Origin of the sequence: Serratia sp. JSRIV004 (genome assembly GCF_019968705.1) — a bacterium.
GTDB lineage: Bacteria > Pseudomonadota > Gammaproteobacteria > Enterobacterales > Enterobacteriaceae > Chania > Chania fonticola_B.
The window spans coordinates 2720141-2740053 of the sequence record NZ_CP074140.1 but is presented as its reverse complement, the minus strand read 5'-3'; the positions used below and the strand labels follow the sequence as shown (position 1 = coordinate 2740053).

The window sequence follows — 19913 nt, the reverse complement described above, 5'->3', positions numbered from 1 at the left end:
AAACTATTTAGCCCTATTGGCAAACTGAATCGAAGACCTGGATCGCCGAAACGGGACTGTTTTTTGCCTGCGGCATCAGCATATACCCCACAGTACATTGCATTTCACTACCGGCGCCCCATTTCACAATCAGCTCTCCTTTGTCTTCCGCTACACGAGCATACATTTGCCCACCTTGCCCCACTGAACCCACATTGTTGCCTTTACTATCAAAGATATCGGCGCCGAACGGTACCGGTTCCCCCTGATAGGTCGCATTCACCAGAATCGCCGTCCCTTGTTTAGTGTTGTATTTCAATTTCACCACTGCCCCGGAATACGGTGCAACTTTCTGGCTGGTGTTATCCAACTCAACATCCGCTGCGGTGCCTTTCGGATCAATACTGATTTCGTTCATCTGGTAGGGATTCAGGTAAGGCACCATTGCATAGCCGCGGGAGTTAACGTTCACCCCAGGATACGACGACACGCTGGCCCCTTCTGCTCCCTTGGCCTCTACCAGGGCAAAGGTGTCTGAGGTGTAGGGAGTAAAGGTGATCCCTCCTGCGTGGGCGATCACCGTCCCTGTCATACCGGCAGAGCCGCTCTGGTAGCCTTTCCCGGTGCTGTAGGTTCCACTCAGTGCGCTGACGCGGCTGCGGTAGTTGCCATTCACCGAACCGCTGGTCCCCATCCCCTGGTTGGCGTTCATCGCGGTTATGCCATAACTGAACTGATTCTCCACGCCGGAGGTACCAGATACCGTGGCCTGCTGGCCATAACGCCCACTGCTGTCATGAGACAGGTCCATTCTCAGCTGTGGCGTGTGGAGTTCGTCATTCCGGCCCAGTGGCAAGCTGAAGCTTAGCAGGTAGTTAGTTTGCATCTGCCCGATGCTTGAGTGACTGCGGTTGGCACTGATGCCGTATGACAGGCTCTTATAGCGGTTGTTATACCCCACCTGATACTGTATGTCGCTGCCATCCTGATTCCAGTAATCCTGCACTGAGCCACTGACATACAGTTGCCCCCAGTTATCCGGCAAGCCTTGCCCGGCGGTCAGCGTCAGGCGGTTTTTGACTCGTGATATGGAGTCCAGAAAATTCCCCTGTTCTGCCGCATCACGGGTTTGCGCGGCAGTCAGAAAATCCAGGTAGTTTTGGGAAGAAGAGCGATGGAAGACCGCCGAAAGGTTGCTGTTGGTTTCGCTGATAAGCTTGCTGTAGCTCAGTTGGTAACGCTGCCCGCTTAGGGTGCCGCCTGGCTGGCTCCGCCCGTTCGCATCGGTGCTATCACCCAGTTTCGTGCCAGCCTGAGTGACGTCAAAGGCCAGTGCCCCGATAGGGATCCCCAATGCCGCCCCTACCTGCACCGCATAGTAATCCTGGCTGATTTGCAAGCCACCATAGCCGGTAATGGCATTGGTCAGGCCATATTGATAAGTACCCTGGAATAGAGTCGGTTCATCACGCAGGTTTTCGCTACGCAATTGACCCGCAGTGACGGAATAGCGCGATGACCCCGGGCGCAGCAGTTGTGCCACCGAAGCATAAGGCACACTGAAAGTCTGTTCGGTGCCATCGGACTCACGCACGGTAACCACAAGATCGCCACCGTAACCGGTCGGGTAAAGGTCATTAATCAGGAACTCCCCCGGCGTCACTGTGGTTTCATATAAAACCTGGCCCCCCTGAGTCACGGTCACCCGAGCATTGGTGCGGGCGATCCCCCGGATTTCCGGCGCATAGCCACGCAGGGATTCCGGTAACATCCGCTCGTCGCTGGCCAGTTGAGCCCCGGTAAAAGGCAAGGTATCAAACAATTGCCCGGTAGTATTCGATTCCCCCAGCAACATTCGCCCTTTCAGTAGCGGAATGTCGCGCTGTAAATAGGTATTAATACTGCTGTATTGGCTGGGCCCGTCACTCATCTGGCTATAAGAGCCGTTGTGACGCAAATACCAAGCCCCCACGTTCAGCCCGGCGTTCACCCCGGCGAACAGCGAGTTAAAGGTGTTGCCGTGCGATTCGCTGGTGTAACCATTAACGTTGTAACCAAGCAGGAACGCCGGGATACCGCTGTCCCATAATTCCGGGCTCACTGTGCCCCGGGCAATATTGAGCATGTAAATCTGAGGGATAATGATATCCAGGCGTTGTTCATTACTGTCGAAATTCACCTGGGCTTCAGGAAGCTTATTTTGCAGATCCATACATAGGGCGCCGCTAGACTGCTGTTTTAAAAAGTCGGCGGGCAGTTTTTCGTAGTTGAACGCAATATTTCTAATAATGTCGCTGGTCAAGCAGGGATAGACCGACTTATCGGCCCGAGACTTGAATTCAATATCGGTATTACTGATCAGTTGATCGTTAACATACAGCGCGGTTTTGTAAATTCCGGGCAACCCTGAGGCGCCTTCAGCGAAACGGCTGAGATCGACCGACTGAACGTCATCAACGTTCAAAAAAGACGAGTCGAACTCCAGGCTCTTGGCACTGGTTTGCGGTGCGTTTTCAGTTGCCGCGTTGACACTTCCCGCCACAAAAATCGATAACGCCGCTACCGCAAAAGAGGCGAACGGCTCACGAATAGCGTAGCGCAAAAATTTTGACATCCCGCCCCCTCAAGAGCTTGATACCGGGTCTATCACTAAGACTTAAATATAAAAATAGTGATAGATATTATTATGTTACTTTATTACAGCATCGAAGGGGTTGACCGCACCATAGTCATTAACAACACTCCCACTGATTTTGTTGCCCCCATTGCCAGCCAGATTCAACACCATGCTTGAGCGCGGTGCCACCATGGCGTTATCGAGTTTTTTGCCGTTGACTGACAGGTTCACAAAGTTGACATAAAACGGCGTGGGATTGGTTGCCTGTACTTTGCCGCCTTGCGTGTTCCAAGTTACCGCTTTAGAAGCATCATTGGCATTGCCTTGCAGGCCCGCCGGACGATAGAACAGCTTGATCCGGGTACGGAAAGCCATTTGCAGACGGTTTTCGTTCGTTTTGGCTTCGCTCTTGGCCGGAACTTCCAGCACATTCAGCCAGAACACCGATTCCTTATCCATTGGCAAGCTTCCGCCAGCATAGCTGATACGTAGTGTCTGGCCCTTACCCTGCTCAACCCGGTTCATGGGTGGAGTCAGTACAAAGGGAACTTTGATTGCCGCAGGTTTGGCATTGGGATCGCCATTATCTATCCAGCTCTGCAGCAGTACCGGCGAGGGACCGACATTATTGATTTTGACGCTGACTTCTTTGGCGTCCGACGGATAAATCACACGAGTTCCGGTGAGTACCACGCTGGCCAGGCTGCTGCCACTGAAAAGGGCAATCGCGGCAAGAGTGCAAACCTGACGCGCAGTATTTAGAGGAAAAAGTTTCATAAAAAACTCCTAACCCAACGGGAGATAAAGGGGGATGACTCCCCCCTTCTAAAACTGCTTATTGATACTGAATAGAATAGACTACATTGCTGATCACGGTGCCAGCAGTAGTGGCTCCTTCAGCATAATAACGCACTGCATAAGGCAGGGTAGCGCTACCGCTAGTAACATCTTGATAAGTGGTGTTGGTCACCTGGTTCGCGTTACCGGCCTCGATCACTGCCCGAGACGTGCTGGACGCATCCAGCAGTTGCAGACTGACGTTTGAAGCCGTGCCTGTCAGATTTTTCAGGCGCCCAGTAACGGAATCTACCGAAGCACCCGCTTCAAAGAAGGCTGAGGCAGTCTGCAATGTGCCTGAACAGTTGTTCAGTGCCATCACGAAACCCGTTTCACCAGCGGTTTGGGTCGCGCCGTTCAACTGGCTGGTGCCAACGGTTGGCAGCACGACAGTGGCGTCTGCCGTCTGACCATCGACTACGACATCACAGGTGTTGGCGGTCAGTTCACCGTTGAAGGTGATGGTACCGGTAGAAGCGGCCTGAGCCAGACCCACTGAACCAAATACCGCAACCAGGGAAGCTACAACTGTTAATTTTTTCATATTTATTCCTAGTGACCTTACGTCATTAAACTAATAGGTTACCCACAAAAATGTGGGTATATTTATGCAATACATAACTCTATAAATATGACGAGTACATATCGGCAATAACACAGCATTGAAAATGCAGGACAATAACTGGTGCAATAAAATCAAATAGAAATACATTCACAAGATATCAATGAATGGTAGTTCCGTGTTGAAAGCCTTTTCAGCGAACCTTTATCCCTTACCCCATCACGAATCATTCGTTCGGTGTTGCATACTGCCTTGCTGTTGGGATAAATATTATCGCCAAGAACAGAATATTCTTAGTGAAGTAGTATAAAATGCAGGGTAAAACATTTATTACCATTAAAATCAATAGATTAAACAACGTTCTTATATGAAAGACCGGATTTCTCTATTGTTCTAACAGCACTGCAATTCCATATAAGAAAACCATGCAACAAATTGATATATAACAAAAAACCAATAAAATGGATTTTGGCAGCGATACGCAGATAGCTTCGCTTACCCATAAGTTACTTACTGCTCTGCAGCAAAGGTAAAGCTCATCGGCGTTTGGCTGCTGATCTGTTTTTGAGGAAAACAAACGGGAGCCATAAGGCTCCCGATACTCAATAGTGAATTTTTAGTTATTGGAATTTCAGCATGAAACCAGCCATAGCCTGATAATCACCCGCTTGAATATTTCCCGGCACACCATCTCCCTGAAGGTAAACGGTAAAAGGAAGGGTGTTATTACCATTCTGGAGCGAAAAGTTTTTGCTGGGTTTTCCCAGCTCAAGCACATTTCCTGAACCATCGGTCAAAGCAACACTGGCACCGCTAGCCGTACCTGTAATGCCAAGACGACCATCCTTTCCCTCCGCGCCAACGCTTTTTTGCTGGAATTTATCCAGCTCACTGTTTCCTCTCTGCAAGTTGCTGGTATCGACACGCAGAGCAATACTTACAATGTCACTCATGCTTTTCTCCAGGCGTAAAAAAACCACCCGAAGGTGGTTATAGACAGGATTTTATTCCTTCTGTTCGTTTTTTTACTCCTCGCCACGGGTCCAGTGAACCTCTCAGCGAGTAGAAATCAATCTTGGTTATGCCGCCATCACTATAGACATCTGCATTATCCGCTATCGAAATAATGCTGTAGTACTTCCCTGTTTTCTGTGATGTAACAGCTCCTCCCCCAGTCATATTACTTTGCCACGCAACCAAGATACATTCCTGCGTCTCCTGAACTCCGTTAGATGTCGTAAAAGAGGCGACAATCTCTTGATCTTCTCTATAAGTGTAGGGGTTAACGCACCCTGTGAGAGTTATCACTCCTAACGTCAGAAGTAGCCTTTTCATGTCCCTATCCCTTCAATATTTTAGGCTAAAGAGTAACAGGATATCATTGCTAACAAAACCAACAAGTAGACTACTGAGGAGGTAAAAATAATGCCATATCCTTGTAAGAATTAGCTTTCCTATAACTTTCCCCTTCATTTCTCATGAATAACCGAAAGCGCCGTCGCTTCAATCACCAAGATATCTAAGAACGCGGTTACCTCATCCTCTACGCCATGCAGTTTCATCAACCAGGGCAAACTGTGCAATCAAGCCCGCTTATACCGCTCATACCTGCACGCCATTGCTTGGCCATAATCCAATGTTAGCTCAACATCTGCACTCAATAATAACGATGCAAAGACTGGCAATAGCAAATGGGTATGGTTGGAATAGATTCGTCAAAATGGTAGATCAAGTATTGCCAAGAAAAAGCGGAACATTCGAACTGCAGTTAACTGATCCAACATCGAGTTTTGGCTTTTTTTCATACAGTTTTGCAGAAGATTTTTTGAAGGGGAAAAAACAAACGGGAGCCATAAGCTCCCGTTATCATCAAACGCTAAAACACACTTACATGTGTTTAACGATAGCGTCGCCAAACTCTGAACATTTCAGCAGTTTAGCGCCTTCCATCAGACGTTCGAAATCGTAAGTCACGGTCTTGGCAGCGATAGCGCCTTCCATGCCCTTAACGATCAGGTCAGCAGCTTCGAACCAGCCCATATGACGCAGCAATATATATAGAGAATGGCTTCAACCTCATGAATTTAAAAGATAAAGAAGCGTTTAACAAAGCCAAATAGCACTTATCAGGGTTCCACTAACTATCTGTTTTTGTTATATTGATTTCAAGTTTTGATAACCACTCCGCGACGTGGAGTTGACATAATTTCAAGGATGGACAAAACAAAAGTTGATGAAAATGCATTGGTTTAATGAAATTTTTGAAGGGGCAACTCAAGCCATCGGCTCTGCTTATTTTAATCTTCCAGTATTTGGCGGAACATCTGTATTGCGTGAAAGGCATTACTGCTATGAGCTTTACCATCAATTACGCTCAAGATGGCCCCAAGACGAACAGAAAATTCTTTCTGGTGAGATTGATAAAGCTGCTCATCACCACTTGAAGGGGCTGATAGGCTCCGAGCCTATCCCTGATTTCCTCATACATATTCCTGACACCATGACCAACGATACAGTGATCGAAGTGAAGTCAGCGACTTTTAGTCATACAGGAGTAAAAAAAGATCTTGTTAACTTGTCGCGCTTTACCTTAAATGCAGGATATGAAAGAGCAATATTCTTGCTTTTCGGCCCTGACATCAGCGAAGATCTCATCGAAAAAATCTCTAAAAATTACAACGATCTTCTTAAAGATGGTACTGCATTGGGAAACATCGAGTTTTGGATTCATGGGGATTGCGGAGAACAGGCCATATACCTTCGTACTTTGGCCCCATCATAGCTCTCCGTCATGGGGTGTCGGGGGTCGGAGGTTCGAATCCTCTCATGCCGACCAATATTCGATAGAGAAACCAACCACTTATGGTTGGTTTTTTTATGCCTGGAATTTGGCAATGGTAAAACGATGGTAAAATGATGGTAAAACTGCCGACATAAAAGCCATTTTCGCGACGTTCAAAATCAAAAAAGCGTGAAGTTATCATCAAACTCATCAGCATGCCTTTCAACGCTCCGAAGGATCATGATGTAGTCAATCCCCTCACTAAGTGACACTGGCCTCTCTATCTCAAAGATAAAAGCATTATCGTATGCTTTCCCCAGCCAGTAACCACCGCCACATTCCTTTGGCCGCTGAATGAACATCACTCTACCGGGTGGAATGTAATCTCGCGTTTCCCCACGATAGAGGATGTCATAATCCCCGTCTTTGCAACCCATACAACCCTCACAAAACAACTGTTCATGCATACAGTATAAGCATGACATAATCATTGTGTGAAGATCGATTTGGTTGGTGAATGATAGGATACTGATCAGCAAAGAAAGATATATGACCGGGATTTCTCCCGGCCTTCTTACTACTCCTTATGCTCTTCGATCGGTGCAGGCGTTTCACCTGGCGCCTGTTCTTCGCCACCCTCCGGCTCTGTTACCTCCGGGGTGACTTCCGGCACTTCCTCGCCCTCCGGTATCGGCTCATACTCTGGCTCATCGCAGCCAGGCATCTCGACACGCAGATCAATCCAGCGACCGGCAGGGATGTCGATCGGCTGACCTTCCTTGTATCCGACTTTGACGTTCTGGGCGAACTTCGGCGCGGTAGAGTTGACCCGGTGGAACGTCTTGATCAGCAGGTCACCGGTTTCATCAACTTCGTAATCAACCCAGACCAGCGGCAGCTTATTGCGGTCTGTCGGGATTTCGATACCGCCATCCACCCCGCCCCACTCTGCATCAGCATTAAAGCCAAGAGTGCCAGAGATACGATAGACGCCTTCGGAAACTCGCTCAGTTATCACACCCTGGCTTTCGTCGTTCAGCTCGCTCTCGCCGGTACCGAATAGCTTCACGATCGGGGAGGCTTTCTTGATAAAACCGTTGGCGTCTACTGTAGTGTTACCTGCATGCCACATTGCATACCACGGACTCCATGTTCCAGCAGAAACCCGAACACGGGTAGCTAGGGCTACTTTTAAAGCGCCCTGTTCCCATCCGAGTTGCCAGCGAGAGCCGCCATCGTAACCGCCAATAATTCCTGCAGATGCCACATTGCTGGCTGCCCCCGCCGTATTTGCAGGCGTGTTATAAAACATATTCTGCCCCGTATTTGTCAGGTCGGAATATGTCACTGGCGTTGTCCCGCCCACTCCAAAATCGCCAACTTTGATTACAGGCGCAGAGCCAATATAAATATTATTCAGAACGTGAGCTGTACCTGTTCTAGCATTAACATAAAATACCGGTTGGCCACGTGTCACACCCGCTCCCAATGTAGCCTGAGTTGAAGTCGGTACAACTGAAAATCCATACCACGTGCCAACACTATAGTTGCTCGGGCTGGCAAATTGAGCACTATCGGAACCACGGAACGTAAATGGGGCGTTATTAATCCCCCCTTCCACAGCATCAACAACCGTTTGAGCAGTCGGGTGGGCATTTGATACCAGTGTTCCCTTTGGTGTTGATACAAAACCATCGGCTCGTCCCTGTATTACATATGATGTACCGCTCCAGCGAATATTTATTACTCCAGTATCCGTCTGGGCATAAATGGCACTCTTTTCCCTCCCTTGACTATCACATAAACGCAATGAAAGATTAGATGTGGCAGCGGTAGCTTTTATTGTCTGGTCACCAGTAGATGTTAACGTGCCAATTGTAGTCAAATCACCAAGGTTATTAATATACGTAAGTGCTGTTATAGTGGTCCCATCAGTATCATAAAACCAATACCCCCCGGATCCGTTCCCTCTGTGATTTACAAAATCCGTGCTACCCCTTCCTGCTGCGCGGCCCCACAATGCCCAAGTACCTTGGCTGTCTGGAATTAATGGGCCAGCTGCGCCTGATGTTAGCCGGGTCGGTCTAGAGAATAAGACCGGGCCGACAACACGCTGCTCTGCTGTATCAACTTTACTCAGTGCGTTCGTCATTGCTGCAGCCGCGTTATTCTCGCTGGTCTTTGCGGCCGCAGCTGATGCCGATGCCGCTACCCGCATCTGGTCTACTGTCGCCACAATCGCCGGGTTAAGGTCGCTCTCGCCTGGGATTAGAAGGAAATCGTTTAGCGTCCCTGTCTGGGAGTTTACCTTAACCGAAATACTGCCGCGCTTCTCCGGCAGGCGACCGAATGCGCTGATGAAAACATCATAGTCACCAGGTTCTACAGTTAATGTATAGCGCCCTGTAGCATTCGTCACAGAGTTGGAGCGCTCTTGAGTAATTACCGTGGCCGAGGTTCTTAAAGCGCGCAGCTCGATTACAACGCCTTCCAGCGCATCACCCATTGGGCCTTTTAATACACCACTAATTACTGCCATGATTTTATTCTCCAAATAAAATAACGCCATGTGAATGACATTGTTGGCACCCCTTAGAAAAGAGATGTAATAATACATAGATAGGCTAGCTTACAAAATATTGAAGCCACCTGTTGAAGGGGTAGCCCATAACATTACAGTGTATTGTGTTGACTCTCCACTCCCTTGATTTAACGCCCCTGCATGAACGTTGATATCCAATGCCTCACCACTTGCTATATCCCTTGAAAATGGGAACATCACAGTATATGTAAAAACTCTATCCCCAATTCTTGCAAGCTGCAAACCTCTCACTGCTGTACTTTCATTATGATTAAAGAAGATTTTTGTTTTTTGATTACTATACATCGAAGCCATAACATAACCATAAACACGCATCGGCATTAACGGATTACCATTGTAGCGAATAACTCTATTGGCATTTGTATGTATAAGTTCAAAATCAAATGAATTACCTTCAACTAGATTACCTTCAATATTAGCTGCTGATAACTTACCTTTTATAACGCACGTGTCATTTATTAATACGTTATTTAGCTCACCAGCGCCAGCAAACACACTCCCGCTAAAGTAGCCGCTTTGCGCTTCTACATGGCCACGAATGACTACGCTATTAAAAATAGCACCGCCATCTTTATTTATTGCCCAACCAGTCGTCCCTTCGGAATTGAAATTATCAGACTGGATATGCTGGGCTATCTTCAAACTATCAATAGACCCGTCTTTGATGAATGCAGAATTCATAAAGACCTGGCCGCCCTCGATAGCAAACGGCGTGGACACTGCCGAACCAGTACCGCTGGCAGTGTTCAAAATAGCGAAACGGTCAGCTACTACCAACACTTGGCTCTGCATACCCTCTGGTGTGTTCTCCACACCAACGCCGATCCCTGCGGTGTATAGCTTGCCATCTTGCGTTTTACCGACTTTGACAGACCACATGTCCTGCAGCTTGCTTGCGTCCTCCACCGGCCCTAGCAAGTCCTTGCCGAGCTGCGTTTGCGTTATCTGGCCAGTTAAGTAGTCCAGCACATCACTAGCGTCACTGCTCGATGTGCCAGCTGTCCACGCTGTCCACGGCCCGGCATTGCCGAGACGATCGACTAGGCGAGCCTGGAACCAGAAATTTACGCCAGCGGCTAGGCCGGTCATAGTATGGCTGCGCTGTGGGTAGGCATAATCGCCCAAGTGCATTTTGCCGCTACCGTTTGAGCTCTGGCTATACCAGATCTCCGTCCTCTGCGTGTCCTCTGCACCCGGTGGGAACGCCCAATTCAACACGATGCCAAACACCTGGCCAACCGTGGTAAAGCTAGCAAGCGCGGGCGGCTCTCCGATTTTGCCCTTCAGCACCATTTCCGGTGCGTTAGCCCACACGCTCGAAATCTCTGCCGGGTTTATTGCCCGGACACGCGCCTGGTACCGGCCAGCGTAAATACCCTGCACCTCGAAACCCAGCGTTGAAACACGCGGGCCGGGTATCCAGTTGCCGTTATCCCTGCGCCATTCCGTTTCGTATGCAATAGCACTCTCGGCTCTGTCCCACGTCACATAGAGCGTGGCCACCGCCAACCCCTGGATCGTCGCAGAGTTCTCTCTGATCCGGACGTTCTTCGGTGGAGCCTGTACGCCCGGAGGAATAACGCTGATCGGGCGGTCTTCGATACGTGCGCCGGTGTCGATACGTGCGTACTTGTCCGGGTCGTGTTCGATGGCCGTGATATCGAACGAAACGCCGTCCTCATTTTCTGTAATACCGGTGACACGGAATTGTTGAATAGCCAGATCGGACGCATCAACAGCCCAGGCACATTCTGCCGCTGGCGGCTCGCTGTAAGTGGTTGAGACAGCCACTACTTTGCCGCTCACGGCGCTGATCGTGCGGGCCTGTGATTTTCCGCTGGGCAGGTTAACGATAAGACGCTCACCAACTTTTGCCGACGAGACGCGATCCAAAGTGAGGTTGCGGCCAGACACCGCACTGATACGGCCACCGAGTGGCCGCCCTGCCATTGCCTCATCAGCCACACCGATAATCCAGCCTGGTAGCGGGATATTGCCATCCATCCCGACCGTGAAAGAGATCACCCTGTCTTTGTCGTTGGTCAGCAACAACCATTTCCCACGGCGGATAGCTTCTGTTTGACGGGTGCAGCCGATGGCCGTTAAATCGGCCTGCTTGACGTTGTAACGCCGGATCAAGTTGTTATCGAACACTGGCTCTACAGAGTCCTGATAGCCGTTTGCAGGGTCGCTCCAGCTCACCATTGCCACACTATAGTGTGTCTTCTCACTGGCGCTGCTGTCCGTAAACAGCCCATCTTTGACGTTGGCGCGCGTGTAGATGTAGTCAACATCGCGTGGCATATCCGCCAGCGCATTCATACTGTTATTTGCCCAGTAAGTCATGCCCCGGAAGATGTTCGCGAAGTCGCGCAGAACAGTCCAGGCTTCTTCCTGCGATTGAATGTAGGCATCACAGAGGAAACGCGGCTCGGTACCGCTGCTACCGCGACCATCGGGTACCAGTTGATCGCAATATTGCGCAATGGCGTACAAATCCCACTTGGTGAGCGCTAGGTTCTCAGCCTTAACGCGGCTGCCGATGCTGTAGCGGTCGTTGATAAGCAGATCGTAAAACACCCAGGCGGGGTTATTCGTCCATGCCCATTTAAAGCTGCCGTTCCAAGTGCCGGTGTAGGTACGCTTGATCGGGTCGTATGTCGTGGGGATACGGATCACGGAGCCTTTCGGCTCGCAGGAAACCTGTGGGATATTTTGGAACTGCTTTGCGTCGAACTGGACGAATAGCAGCGCGGTTTCTGGGTACCGGAGTTTCACGTCGATCAGCTCAGTAATCGACTCAATGACCATCTTGTCAGCTATTCGGTTGCTTGTACTGTTTGGTGTGATCCTGCGCACACGCACCTGCCAGCCGGTGGTGGCCTTCGGTAGATTAATGCGGTGGCTGCGCTCGTATTTTGTCGTGGTTTTGCCATCAACAGCCGTTTTCAACACCTCTCGGTAAGCACCGCCATCGGTCGCAACGTCTAGCGCATACTCGATGCGATAGCCCACTACGTCGCCGTTATCCCATTGCTCCTGCAGTTGCTGCCATGAGAAGCGAAGGCGAATAGCTGAGAGTTGGGTGTTGGTCAGCGAACGAACCCACGGGTTCTGGCTGGTGAGTTCGGTACTAACGGTTATCTCGTTCTCAACATCCGGCATGCCGGGAATGTAGTCCTGGTCGGGGGTGCCAGAACGAAACTCCCACTTCACACCAGGAAAGTTTTCCGAGCCGTCTGGGCTGATGATCGGGGTGCCATCGAGAAAGATATTTTTTCCGTCTAAGCCACCGGCCAATTCTCCCTCGGCAAGCGCAAGCAGGATTTTGGCGTAAGAGGTAGATTGCAGGGAGTCAGGGGACTCAACAGGCGTATGAGCATCACCACCGCCCCCCTTGCGGCCTTCAATTGTTGCCATTAATTTTCTCCAGGCGTAAAAAAACCAGCTCTAGGCTGGCCATTGAGGAATGCAGATTGTTTACTGCTGGTCTTCGGCGAAGATCCCTGCAGAGATGATGGCACCACCGATCCGGCGCTTGCCGTAGAGAATCGGTACCGGGTTGCCCTGAGCGATTGTGTTCACAGGTCCGCCAAAGGCATAGCTCGGCTTATTATCCGGGCTTTCGCGCCTTGCGGCCCCTCCCTGCATCGGGGAAAGCATTTGGGCAACACCGCCAAGCATCATTGCAGCACCAGCCTGCAAGGCATAAGACCCCCAAGCGCCACCGCCAAAAGCCTGTCCCCACGGGGACATGCCAATAGCACCAACGACGACCAATACCGCGCCAAGGATAGTCTGGAACACACCCGCCTTCTTACTGCCTATAATAACCGGGGCGATCCTGATACCTTCACTACCTGAAAATTCGAGTTCGTCTTTTCCGATATTTTTTTTCCCTACAAAAATAGAGAATGTCAGTCCCCTTTCTTTTGCGGTCTGTAAGAATCGCTCAAAGCCTGGAATGGTTATGGATAGCGCCTTGATTGCTTCTTGCGGCGTGGATACAACTAGTTTGTGAACTCGACCGAATGTTGAGCCTAGAACGCCATAGAGTCTGACCATTCTAAATTCGTGTGATGCAGTATTCATATTCACCCCAATAAAAAACCCTCCAGAGAGGGCTTATTTGCAATTCCCATCGATTATCTATAAATTGACTTTTTCACCACACTTCTATTATCTGGTTTTGTACACGTCATAAATATAACACCATCATTAGCCCATATCTTTATTGAGTAAATTAATGACGTATCAGCTAAAACCCTTGTTGGATAACTTGAGACACTACTTAACGTACTCCTACCAATCTCTTTACATTCGGCGAAGCTCACTATTTCGTCCGCCAATGTTTGCGGTACCCCTTGCTCAGGATAATTACCAGATCCGACGAGACTATTTAGCTGCTCTTTAGTATATTCTTTAGCTGTGGCAAAAAAAGAGGCTACCATCAGTATAGTTAATAGCAATTTTTTCATTTACCTATCCTTTGGTTACAATTTGTCACATCGTATCACTGCTTGACGCCAAGATCACTATAGCGAAGCGTGATGATCGTCCGCTCCTGCCAATAACCATCGTAAGGGACATGCTTGCTAAACTGTCCATACATGTGATGGAGCATAACTCCATCACCGATATAAACCCCAGCATGGTTCGGCTCATCGGCACGTACCTGCATAATGATTACGTCGCCGATCTGCAGATCACCAGTTGCCGGTTTAAACCCAGCCTCGCCATAGTGCTGCATGTAGAGGTTTTCGCCTCGGTTCCACCAGCCATCTGAACGGTCAAAGTTGGGGAGTTCAATATTACTTTCCTGTCGGTACCAGTCCCGCACTATAGCGTAACAGTCCCAGATACCATGCACGAACGGGCGACCTAGCAAAGGCTTGGTGCCCTCAATAGGCATGACCGTTCTGATATCGCCCTCCGGCCAACTGGCGATAATCCATGGTAGCTGTGACAAGTCACATTGCGCTATGTCGATCTGGCTCGGCTGCGTTGTGGCGTCAGGATGGCTGTGAACGATAGCGACGATCTCCCCCGCATCCTCCGCTGCTGCATAATCCTCCGGGTGCATGCTGAATTGCTCTGTTGGTTCTGGTGCCGTATTCCGGCAACGAAGATACTGCTGGCGGCGGCCATTTTGCACCACCAACCCGCAGCATTCCCTGGGGTACTCCGCTTCTGCATGCGCCATGATGGCGCTGATAATGTGTTTTCTCATGGCTACCTCTTTAGCAATGCGGAGCCAGGGAAACCGCCAAACGGCAAAGGATTACCCTTTCCCCAGCGGGGTTCGCAGCCGGTGGACAGCAGGCCAGAACAAACATCTTTCGACGGGTCACTAACCGGCTTGCCGTTTGCGTCGAAATACTTGGTACCGGTGTACCCGCATGACGCCCCGCGGTACTGGCCACGGATGCACCAGGTGCAAAGGCTATGGATCTGTCGGGTTGGGATCATGGTGCCCTGCAGGTCGGCAGGCGAGGACAGCGCGAACTGGATGCCGGTATTGTTGCCGCTGATCTTGCGGTCGATGTACCACACATCAATTTTTTGCTGTGTCGCGTCGGCCTGCGGGTTGCCCTCTGGAAAGTTTCTGGCATCGAGGTAATGCGCGTAAGTATCGCGGATCGTGACCTTGAACATAGCCAGATTTTGGTATGCCAGGCACATCGAACCAACGGTGCCATCTATGTTACCCACTGACAACGTAGGGCTTGGTGCGGTGCCGTCGCTAGTGACCTCCAGCCCCTCAATCTCCACCGGCCACGGCTTGTACTCCCGGCCACCGAACCAGATGGATTTTGCCGGTAGCTTGGCCGGATCATCACCGACCTTTTCCAGCTCTGCCGGAGTGAACGGGATCGGGTGGCAGTGAAAATACAACTCCGGCCCGCTAAATTGACTGCCGTCAACTTCGAACAGGCGGATTTTACTCCCAGGCTCAAGCACCTGGTGATCAGCATTGATAGACATGGTTTTACCTATGGTCGGAAGGCGGTCTCGAACGTAGCTGCAAGCTGGTACATCTGATCGCCGCGGGCATTCTTGCCCAGCGCGGTAACCTGATACGTTTTGCAAGTGAACAACCCAGGCTCAAAATTTGGCGTAATCCATTTAAAGGACTTATAACCGGCATGACGTTTGAAAAAACTCCTGATCTCGAAAGTGCGCTTCCAGTTGCCGACAAATGTTAATGACCAGCTTTGAGGCTCAGCATTCATCCCATCGCCAACCTGCTGTTTATAGCCATCGCCAAATTGCACTTCACGTACACGAAAGGAGTGATCGCCGACTGGGTTTAACCTTGCGGCATAACTAAAAGTTTCCAGTGCCATTAAATCACCTTCTTCCCCTATTTGCGGTGTTTAACATCCCTCCCTGGGCTGTAGCTTTTTCCATGTACACCTTGATGCGTTGATCAACGTATTTTCCAACCTCACTACCGAACTGTTCCATGCCTGGCGGTGCGGATGTGGTCGTTTGCCCATCGCTGTAGACTGTAATGTTTACTGTCGGTGCACTGCCACCAGCACTCACCCTGTTCAGTTGGCTGGCGGTCGTCGGGCGAATCCCCAATGATCCACCAGCGGCAACTGGCGAAACTAGCCCACCATCGGCGTAACCTCGCATCATGCCGTAGAGATTCTCTACGCCGATCCGCTCAGTGGCTTCCTTGGTGAAAACAAACTCCCCCTTGTGAACCACACCAGCCGGATCGTACTTACCGCCAACACCGGTAAAGCCGCCGAGTTCATACGCCCTAAAATTGGTACTCATCCCCATTGCACCAGTGCTTGCAGAGCCTGCTGCGCTGGCAGCCCCTGAAGCAGCTCCGGAGGCTGCACCACCGATACCACCAGACAATCCGCCCATAATGCCGGTGATCGTCTGCATAATGGAGCTGGTGACCAGCGCTTGCGCGGCCATCTCTATAAGGTTTTGAATAATCGATTGTGTGAGAGAAGCGAAAAGGTTAGTCATACCCTCCTTGAATGTCTGTGTACCTGTCAGCATGCCCGTAAGCATATTGCCGAGCCGCTCCTGTGAGGTCTGGAACAGGTCAACCGCCATCTTCTGCATATCGCCTTGGCTGGCATACAGTTGTAGTGATGCCTGGTAACGCTGCTCCATCGCTTCACGATCCGCCGCAACAATGAGCTGATTGGCGCGGCTTTGAGACACTACACCCGCAGTGGCATAGCTCTCGATCAGTGCATGCCTTTTAGCCAGTTGGTTTTCAAGGTTCTGGATAGGATCGATATTACCGGCCAGCTCGGCGGTACCGGAAACAGCGTAACGCTGAGCGGCCTCGGCCTTCGCCTGCAGATAGGCGGTGTCGATATCCTGCTTGCGGCGGGCGATCTCCTCCGCCCCCTTGATTTCGCCGTCTGCAATCTGACGCTGTAGCTGTTCACTGGCCTTTTTCTGAGTATCGGCTGCCTGCCGGTAGGGATCGTTAGCAATAGTAGCGTTGTGATCCTCCCAACGCTGTTTTGCCACTGCAAGTTTCTTATTGAGCTCCTCAAGCCCTGCTCGCTGCGCGTCAGTCCACTTTGTACCAGATTCAAGAGATGCAGCGAATAATGCAGCCGCTGCGTCACCCTCTTTCAGCCGGACACCTTCAACCTGAATCTCTTTGTTCAGGTTGGCGATCTTCTGCTGGTAGTCGCCAGCAACACCAGCCCCCGCCTTTGTCGTCTTGTTGCGTTCTTTCTGTTGCTCCTGCAGGTTAAATTCAGCTGCGGCATTAGCCTCGATAGCTGCTTTTTGATCCTTCATATCAGCAACGACATTGCCAGAGCTATCAACTTTCAGCGCCTCACCTTTGATGGCATCCTGTACGGCTTTCAGTTTTGCCCGTTCGACGCCTTCAACTTTTAACAGGGCAAGACTTTCTTGCTGTTTTTTAATGAAGTCGTCATATTTCGCCGTATCGACAGGGGGCTTTGCGCTGGTACCTGATTTTTCCTGCTCGGCATTGAGTTCTTTAAGCACCTGAAGGGTTGTTGCCAATGCGGTAGACGCTGCACCAGAAAGGTTAAAAGTTTCAACCAACCCCTTTTTCAAGATATTGAATGACGCTTCAGATTCAGTGGTTACCCGGTTCAGCTCCCCTTGCAACTTAGACTGATTACCAATAGTGCTAGCAAGCTTATCTTTCGCGTCATTCAAATCTCGAGTGGTTTTATCGAGATCTCGCTGGGCTTGAGCGGCTTTTTTTGTAAACTCATTACTCTGGTCTTGCTGGACACCAAGCTTGGCTACCAATTTGGTATATTCTTCAAAATCAGATTGTGCGGATGCTTGGGCATCTGCCAATTCCCTGATTTTATCCTTCTGGGCAAGGATGGATTCTGAAGTATCAGCCAATGCGCCTTTCAGTTGAGCCTGATTGAGGCTATTCATCTTCTCTACGACCGAGCCTAGTGAGTCAGCATAAGCGATGGCTGATTGTTGAGCCTGCTCCTGCCGCTGGTTGACGACATACCAAGCGGCGGCACCTGCCATGATTAATCCAGGGAACCCACCAACAAGCCCTAAAGCACCAGACAACAACCGGCTACCCAACGAGGTGACGTTATTCAACGCGCCTTGTGCGGCTGTTCTTGCTGCAATGCTGCGCGTAACGCCACGCTGCGTAGCCTCCAGCCGTCTTTCCGCTGCCGCCTGCCCATCGGTTCCCCGCGCTGCGGCCAGCGCCTGCTGCGCTCGATACTCGGCTGCCCGTGCTCGTGCTGTTGCAACCTGAGTGCCGCGTACTTGCGCAGCGGCCAGAGATACCTCAGCTCGATATGCGGATAGCATGCCCGCTGTTGCGCTCCCCACGCTTGACACCATGCCGCCGAAATAGCGCACGGCACCAACAGACACCAGCGCCCCGAGGGATAATGCGACGGTATCAATGTTTTTAGACAGTCCATCCAGACCGGCAGAAATGGTTGCCGTAACACCGACAGCATTATTCTGACCACCCACCCACTGCTGGAAGGCGTTCATAACGCGAGTTGACGCCGCGCTAACGCTGTTGGGCATCGTCTCGAACTCTTTACGCAACTGCCCGAGTTGACTGATCAGCGCCGGTACGATCTTCGGCGTGGTCAGTTCGCCCGCGTCGGCCAACCCTTTAAGATCTTTCTGCGCAACGCCAAGCCCATCAGACAACGCTTTCATGACCCTCTGACCAGACTGAGCAACGGAGTTAAAATCTTGACCACGAAGAACGCCGCGCCCCAGCGCCTGTGATAGCTGGGTGATCAACGATGCCGTTTCGTCAGCTGATGCACCAGACACTTGCAGACCGGTGGCCAGTGCGTCAGTCAATGACAAGATATCTTTGGTCGTGTAGCCGTATTCACGAAGCGAACTGGATGCCCGCGAGAACAAAGCAGCGTTAGACTCAAACGTTGAGCCGGTGTACTGACTAATCTGCATCAGCCCCGCCTGCGCAACAGCAAAATCCTGTGCAGAGGTAGTGGCCAGCTTCACCCGCGCATTGAGCGAGTTCCACTTGTCGGCCATGGCGATCAGGTTCCCAGTAGCGAACGCCCCGGCAAACGCACCAGCCATCGCCAATGCGCTGCTGCGCACGGTCGCCAATTGCCCATTCAGATCAGCAAGAGCTCGCTGACTCTGACGAGTGGCATTCTCTGCCTGGCGGTTACCCTGCGTCATTGTTCTGTGATAATCGGCCCCCATGCGTGAGGCACGGGCGATCTCAGTCTGGAAGGAGCTGGAGTTAGCCGAAATTTTAATGATTAGCTCACGCAGAGATGCCATATTTCACCCATAAAAAAACCCGCCGCAGCGGGTGTTAACTAGCCAGATTTTCCAGAAATGCCTCAAGCCCAGCGGTATCCTCTTCTTCCGCATCTTCCTCCGCGTTCCATCGAATCAACATATCCCCGATGGACAATGGATCCTTGGTTCGCTGGGCATTGAAAACGGCGGCGGCGATTTGCGCGGCGTGATAATCATTACGGTCATCGCCGATCGGGCTTATCCGGTCAAAAGCCATCCACATGCGCAATTCACTGATGCTGATAGATTTCTGAAGCTCACCCAGGGTTTTACCGAGGCGTAGAGCCAGTTGCATCAAGAAGAAGGTTTCTGGCTCTCTGACTTTTTTTCAGCGTCTTCCGGCGAGGTTTGCAGGGCAAGCGCTTGCTTAAGCAGACGGGAATGCACCGGCCCGTAAAAACCCACAACCTCGTCCAGCTCTTCGCGGGTAAATACCGGAGTTTGATCTTCATCGAGCAGGACATCAATAAACATTACAGCGTCAGCGCGGATGTTACGTTGCGTCTGCTCCGTGATGGAAAGCTCAACCGCCTTTGCGCCCTCTTTGGGCTCTTCAGGCTCCATAATCTCGCACCACTGGCCCCACCCTGCTGGCGAGGGTTCACGCAGGATCACCTTCGCGCCTCCCCACTCAGGGACCTTTAGTGGTTTGGTGCGAAAACCCGACATGGGTGCAGATGCCAACGCCTTGAGGTCTGATTTCTTTACTGCCATGGGTTAATGC

15 protein-coding genes and 1 pseudogene are annotated in these 19913 nt (G+C 50.8%); 1 reads left to right on the top strand and 15 read right to left on the bottom strand.

Annotated elements, in window-relative coordinates; all coding sequences use genetic code 11:
* Positions 1-13: 13 nt before the first annotated feature.
* The 5 genes and pseudogenes from KGP21_RS13140 to KGP21_RS13120 form a co-directional block, all read right to left on the bottom strand.
* Positions 14-2593: a fimbria/pilus outer membrane usher protein gene (locus KGP21_RS13140; RefSeq protein ID WP_223538429.1), complete on the bottom strand. Its 2580-nt coding sequence runs from the start codon at positions 2591-2593 to the stop codon at positions 14-16.
* Between the two features lie 75 nt (positions 2594-2668).
* Positions 2669-3373: a fimbria/pilus periplasmic chaperone gene (locus KGP21_RS13135; RefSeq protein ID WP_094981829.1), complete on the bottom strand. Its 705-nt coding sequence runs from the start codon at positions 3371-3373 to the stop codon at positions 2669-2671.
* Positions 3374-3431: 58 nt separating this feature from the next.
* Positions 3432-3977 carry a fimbrial protein gene (locus KGP21_RS13130; protein ID WP_021804664.1) on the bottom strand — a complete coding sequence of 182 codons (546 nt, stop codon included), beginning with the start codon at positions 3975-3977 and terminating at the stop codon, positions 3432-3434.
* Between the two features lie 638 nt (positions 3978-4615).
* Complete coding sequence (locus tag KGP21_RS13125) at positions 4616-4948, bottom strand: fimbrial protein (protein ID WP_021804665.1); 333 nt, start codon at positions 4946-4948, stop codon at positions 4616-4618.
* A 934-nt stretch (positions 4949-5882) separates the two neighbouring features.
* Positions 5883-6059, bottom strand: a pseudogene (locus tag KGP21_RS13120) (isocitrate/isopropylmalate family dehydrogenase); the annotation flags it as partial.
* Positions 6060-6228: 169 nt separating this feature from the next.
* Here KGP21_RS13120 and KGP21_RS13115 point away from each other — a divergent pair.
* Positions 6229-6777: a hypothetical protein gene (locus tag KGP21_RS13115; RefSeq protein ID WP_223538428.1), complete on the top strand. Its 549-nt coding sequence runs from the start codon at positions 6229-6231 to the stop codon at positions 6775-6777.
* Between the two features lie 577 nt (positions 6778-7354).
* Here the strand turns inward: KGP21_RS13115 and KGP21_RS13110 are convergent.
* From KGP21_RS13110 to KGP21_RS13065, 10 genes are read right to left on the bottom strand one after another with little or no spacing between them, the layout of a single operon-like run.
* Positions 7355-9394: a prophage tail fiber N-terminal domain-containing protein gene (locus tag KGP21_RS13110; protein WP_223538427.1), complete on the bottom strand. Its 2040-nt coding sequence runs from the start codon at positions 9392-9394 to the stop codon at positions 7355-7357.
* Positions 9395-9406: 12 nt separating this feature from the next.
* Positions 9407-12799, bottom strand: a complete 3393-nt coding sequence (locus tag KGP21_RS13105) for a DUF1983 domain-containing protein (protein WP_223538426.1) — start codon at positions 12797-12799, stop codon at positions 9407-9409.
* Positions 12800-12859: 60 nt separating this feature from the next.
* Complete coding sequence (locus tag KGP21_RS13100) at positions 12860-13471, bottom strand: tail assembly protein (protein WP_223538425.1); 612 nt, start codon at positions 13469-13471, stop codon at positions 12860-12862.
* Positions 13472-13524: 53 nt separating this feature from the next.
* Positions 13525-13857, bottom strand: coding sequence for a hypothetical protein (locus tag KGP21_RS13095; protein WP_223538424.1), 333 nt, complete (start codon positions 13855-13857; stop codon positions 13525-13527).
* 35 nt (positions 13858-13892) lie between these two features.
* Entirely contained in the window at positions 13893-14609 is a 717-nt protein-coding gene (locus KGP21_RS13090) for a C40 family peptidase (RefSeq protein WP_223538423.1), read from the bottom strand.
* A gap of 2 nt (positions 14610-14611) precedes the next feature.
* Positions 14612-15364 (bottom strand): phage minor tail protein L, encoded by a 753-nt coding sequence (locus KGP21_RS13085; RefSeq protein WP_223538422.1) that lies wholly within the window; start codon positions 15362-15364, stop codon positions 14612-14614.
* Positions 15365-15372: 8 nt separating this feature from the next.
* Positions 15373-15726 (bottom strand): phage tail protein, encoded by a 354-nt coding sequence (locus tag KGP21_RS13080; RefSeq protein ID WP_223538421.1) that lies wholly within the window; start codon positions 15724-15726, stop codon positions 15373-15375.
* Between the two features lie 4 nt (positions 15727-15730).
* Complete coding sequence (locus KGP21_RS13075; protein ID WP_223538420.1) at positions 15731-19168, bottom strand: tape measure protein; 3438 nt, start codon at positions 19166-19168, stop codon at positions 15731-15733.
* Between the two features lie 34 nt (positions 19169-19202).
* Complete coding sequence (locus KGP21_RS13070) at positions 19203-19484, bottom strand: DUF4035 domain-containing protein (RefSeq protein WP_223538522.1); 282 nt, start codon at positions 19482-19484, stop codon at positions 19203-19205.
* On the bottom strand, positions 19484-19903 hold the full coding sequence (locus tag KGP21_RS13065; RefSeq protein WP_223538419.1) for a phage tail assembly chaperone: 420 nt from the start codon (positions 19901-19903) through the stop codon (positions 19484-19486). Before KGP21_RS13065 ends, KGP21_RS13070 begins: the two co-directional genes overlap by 1 nt.
* Between the last annotated feature and the right edge of the window lie 10 nt (positions 19904-19913).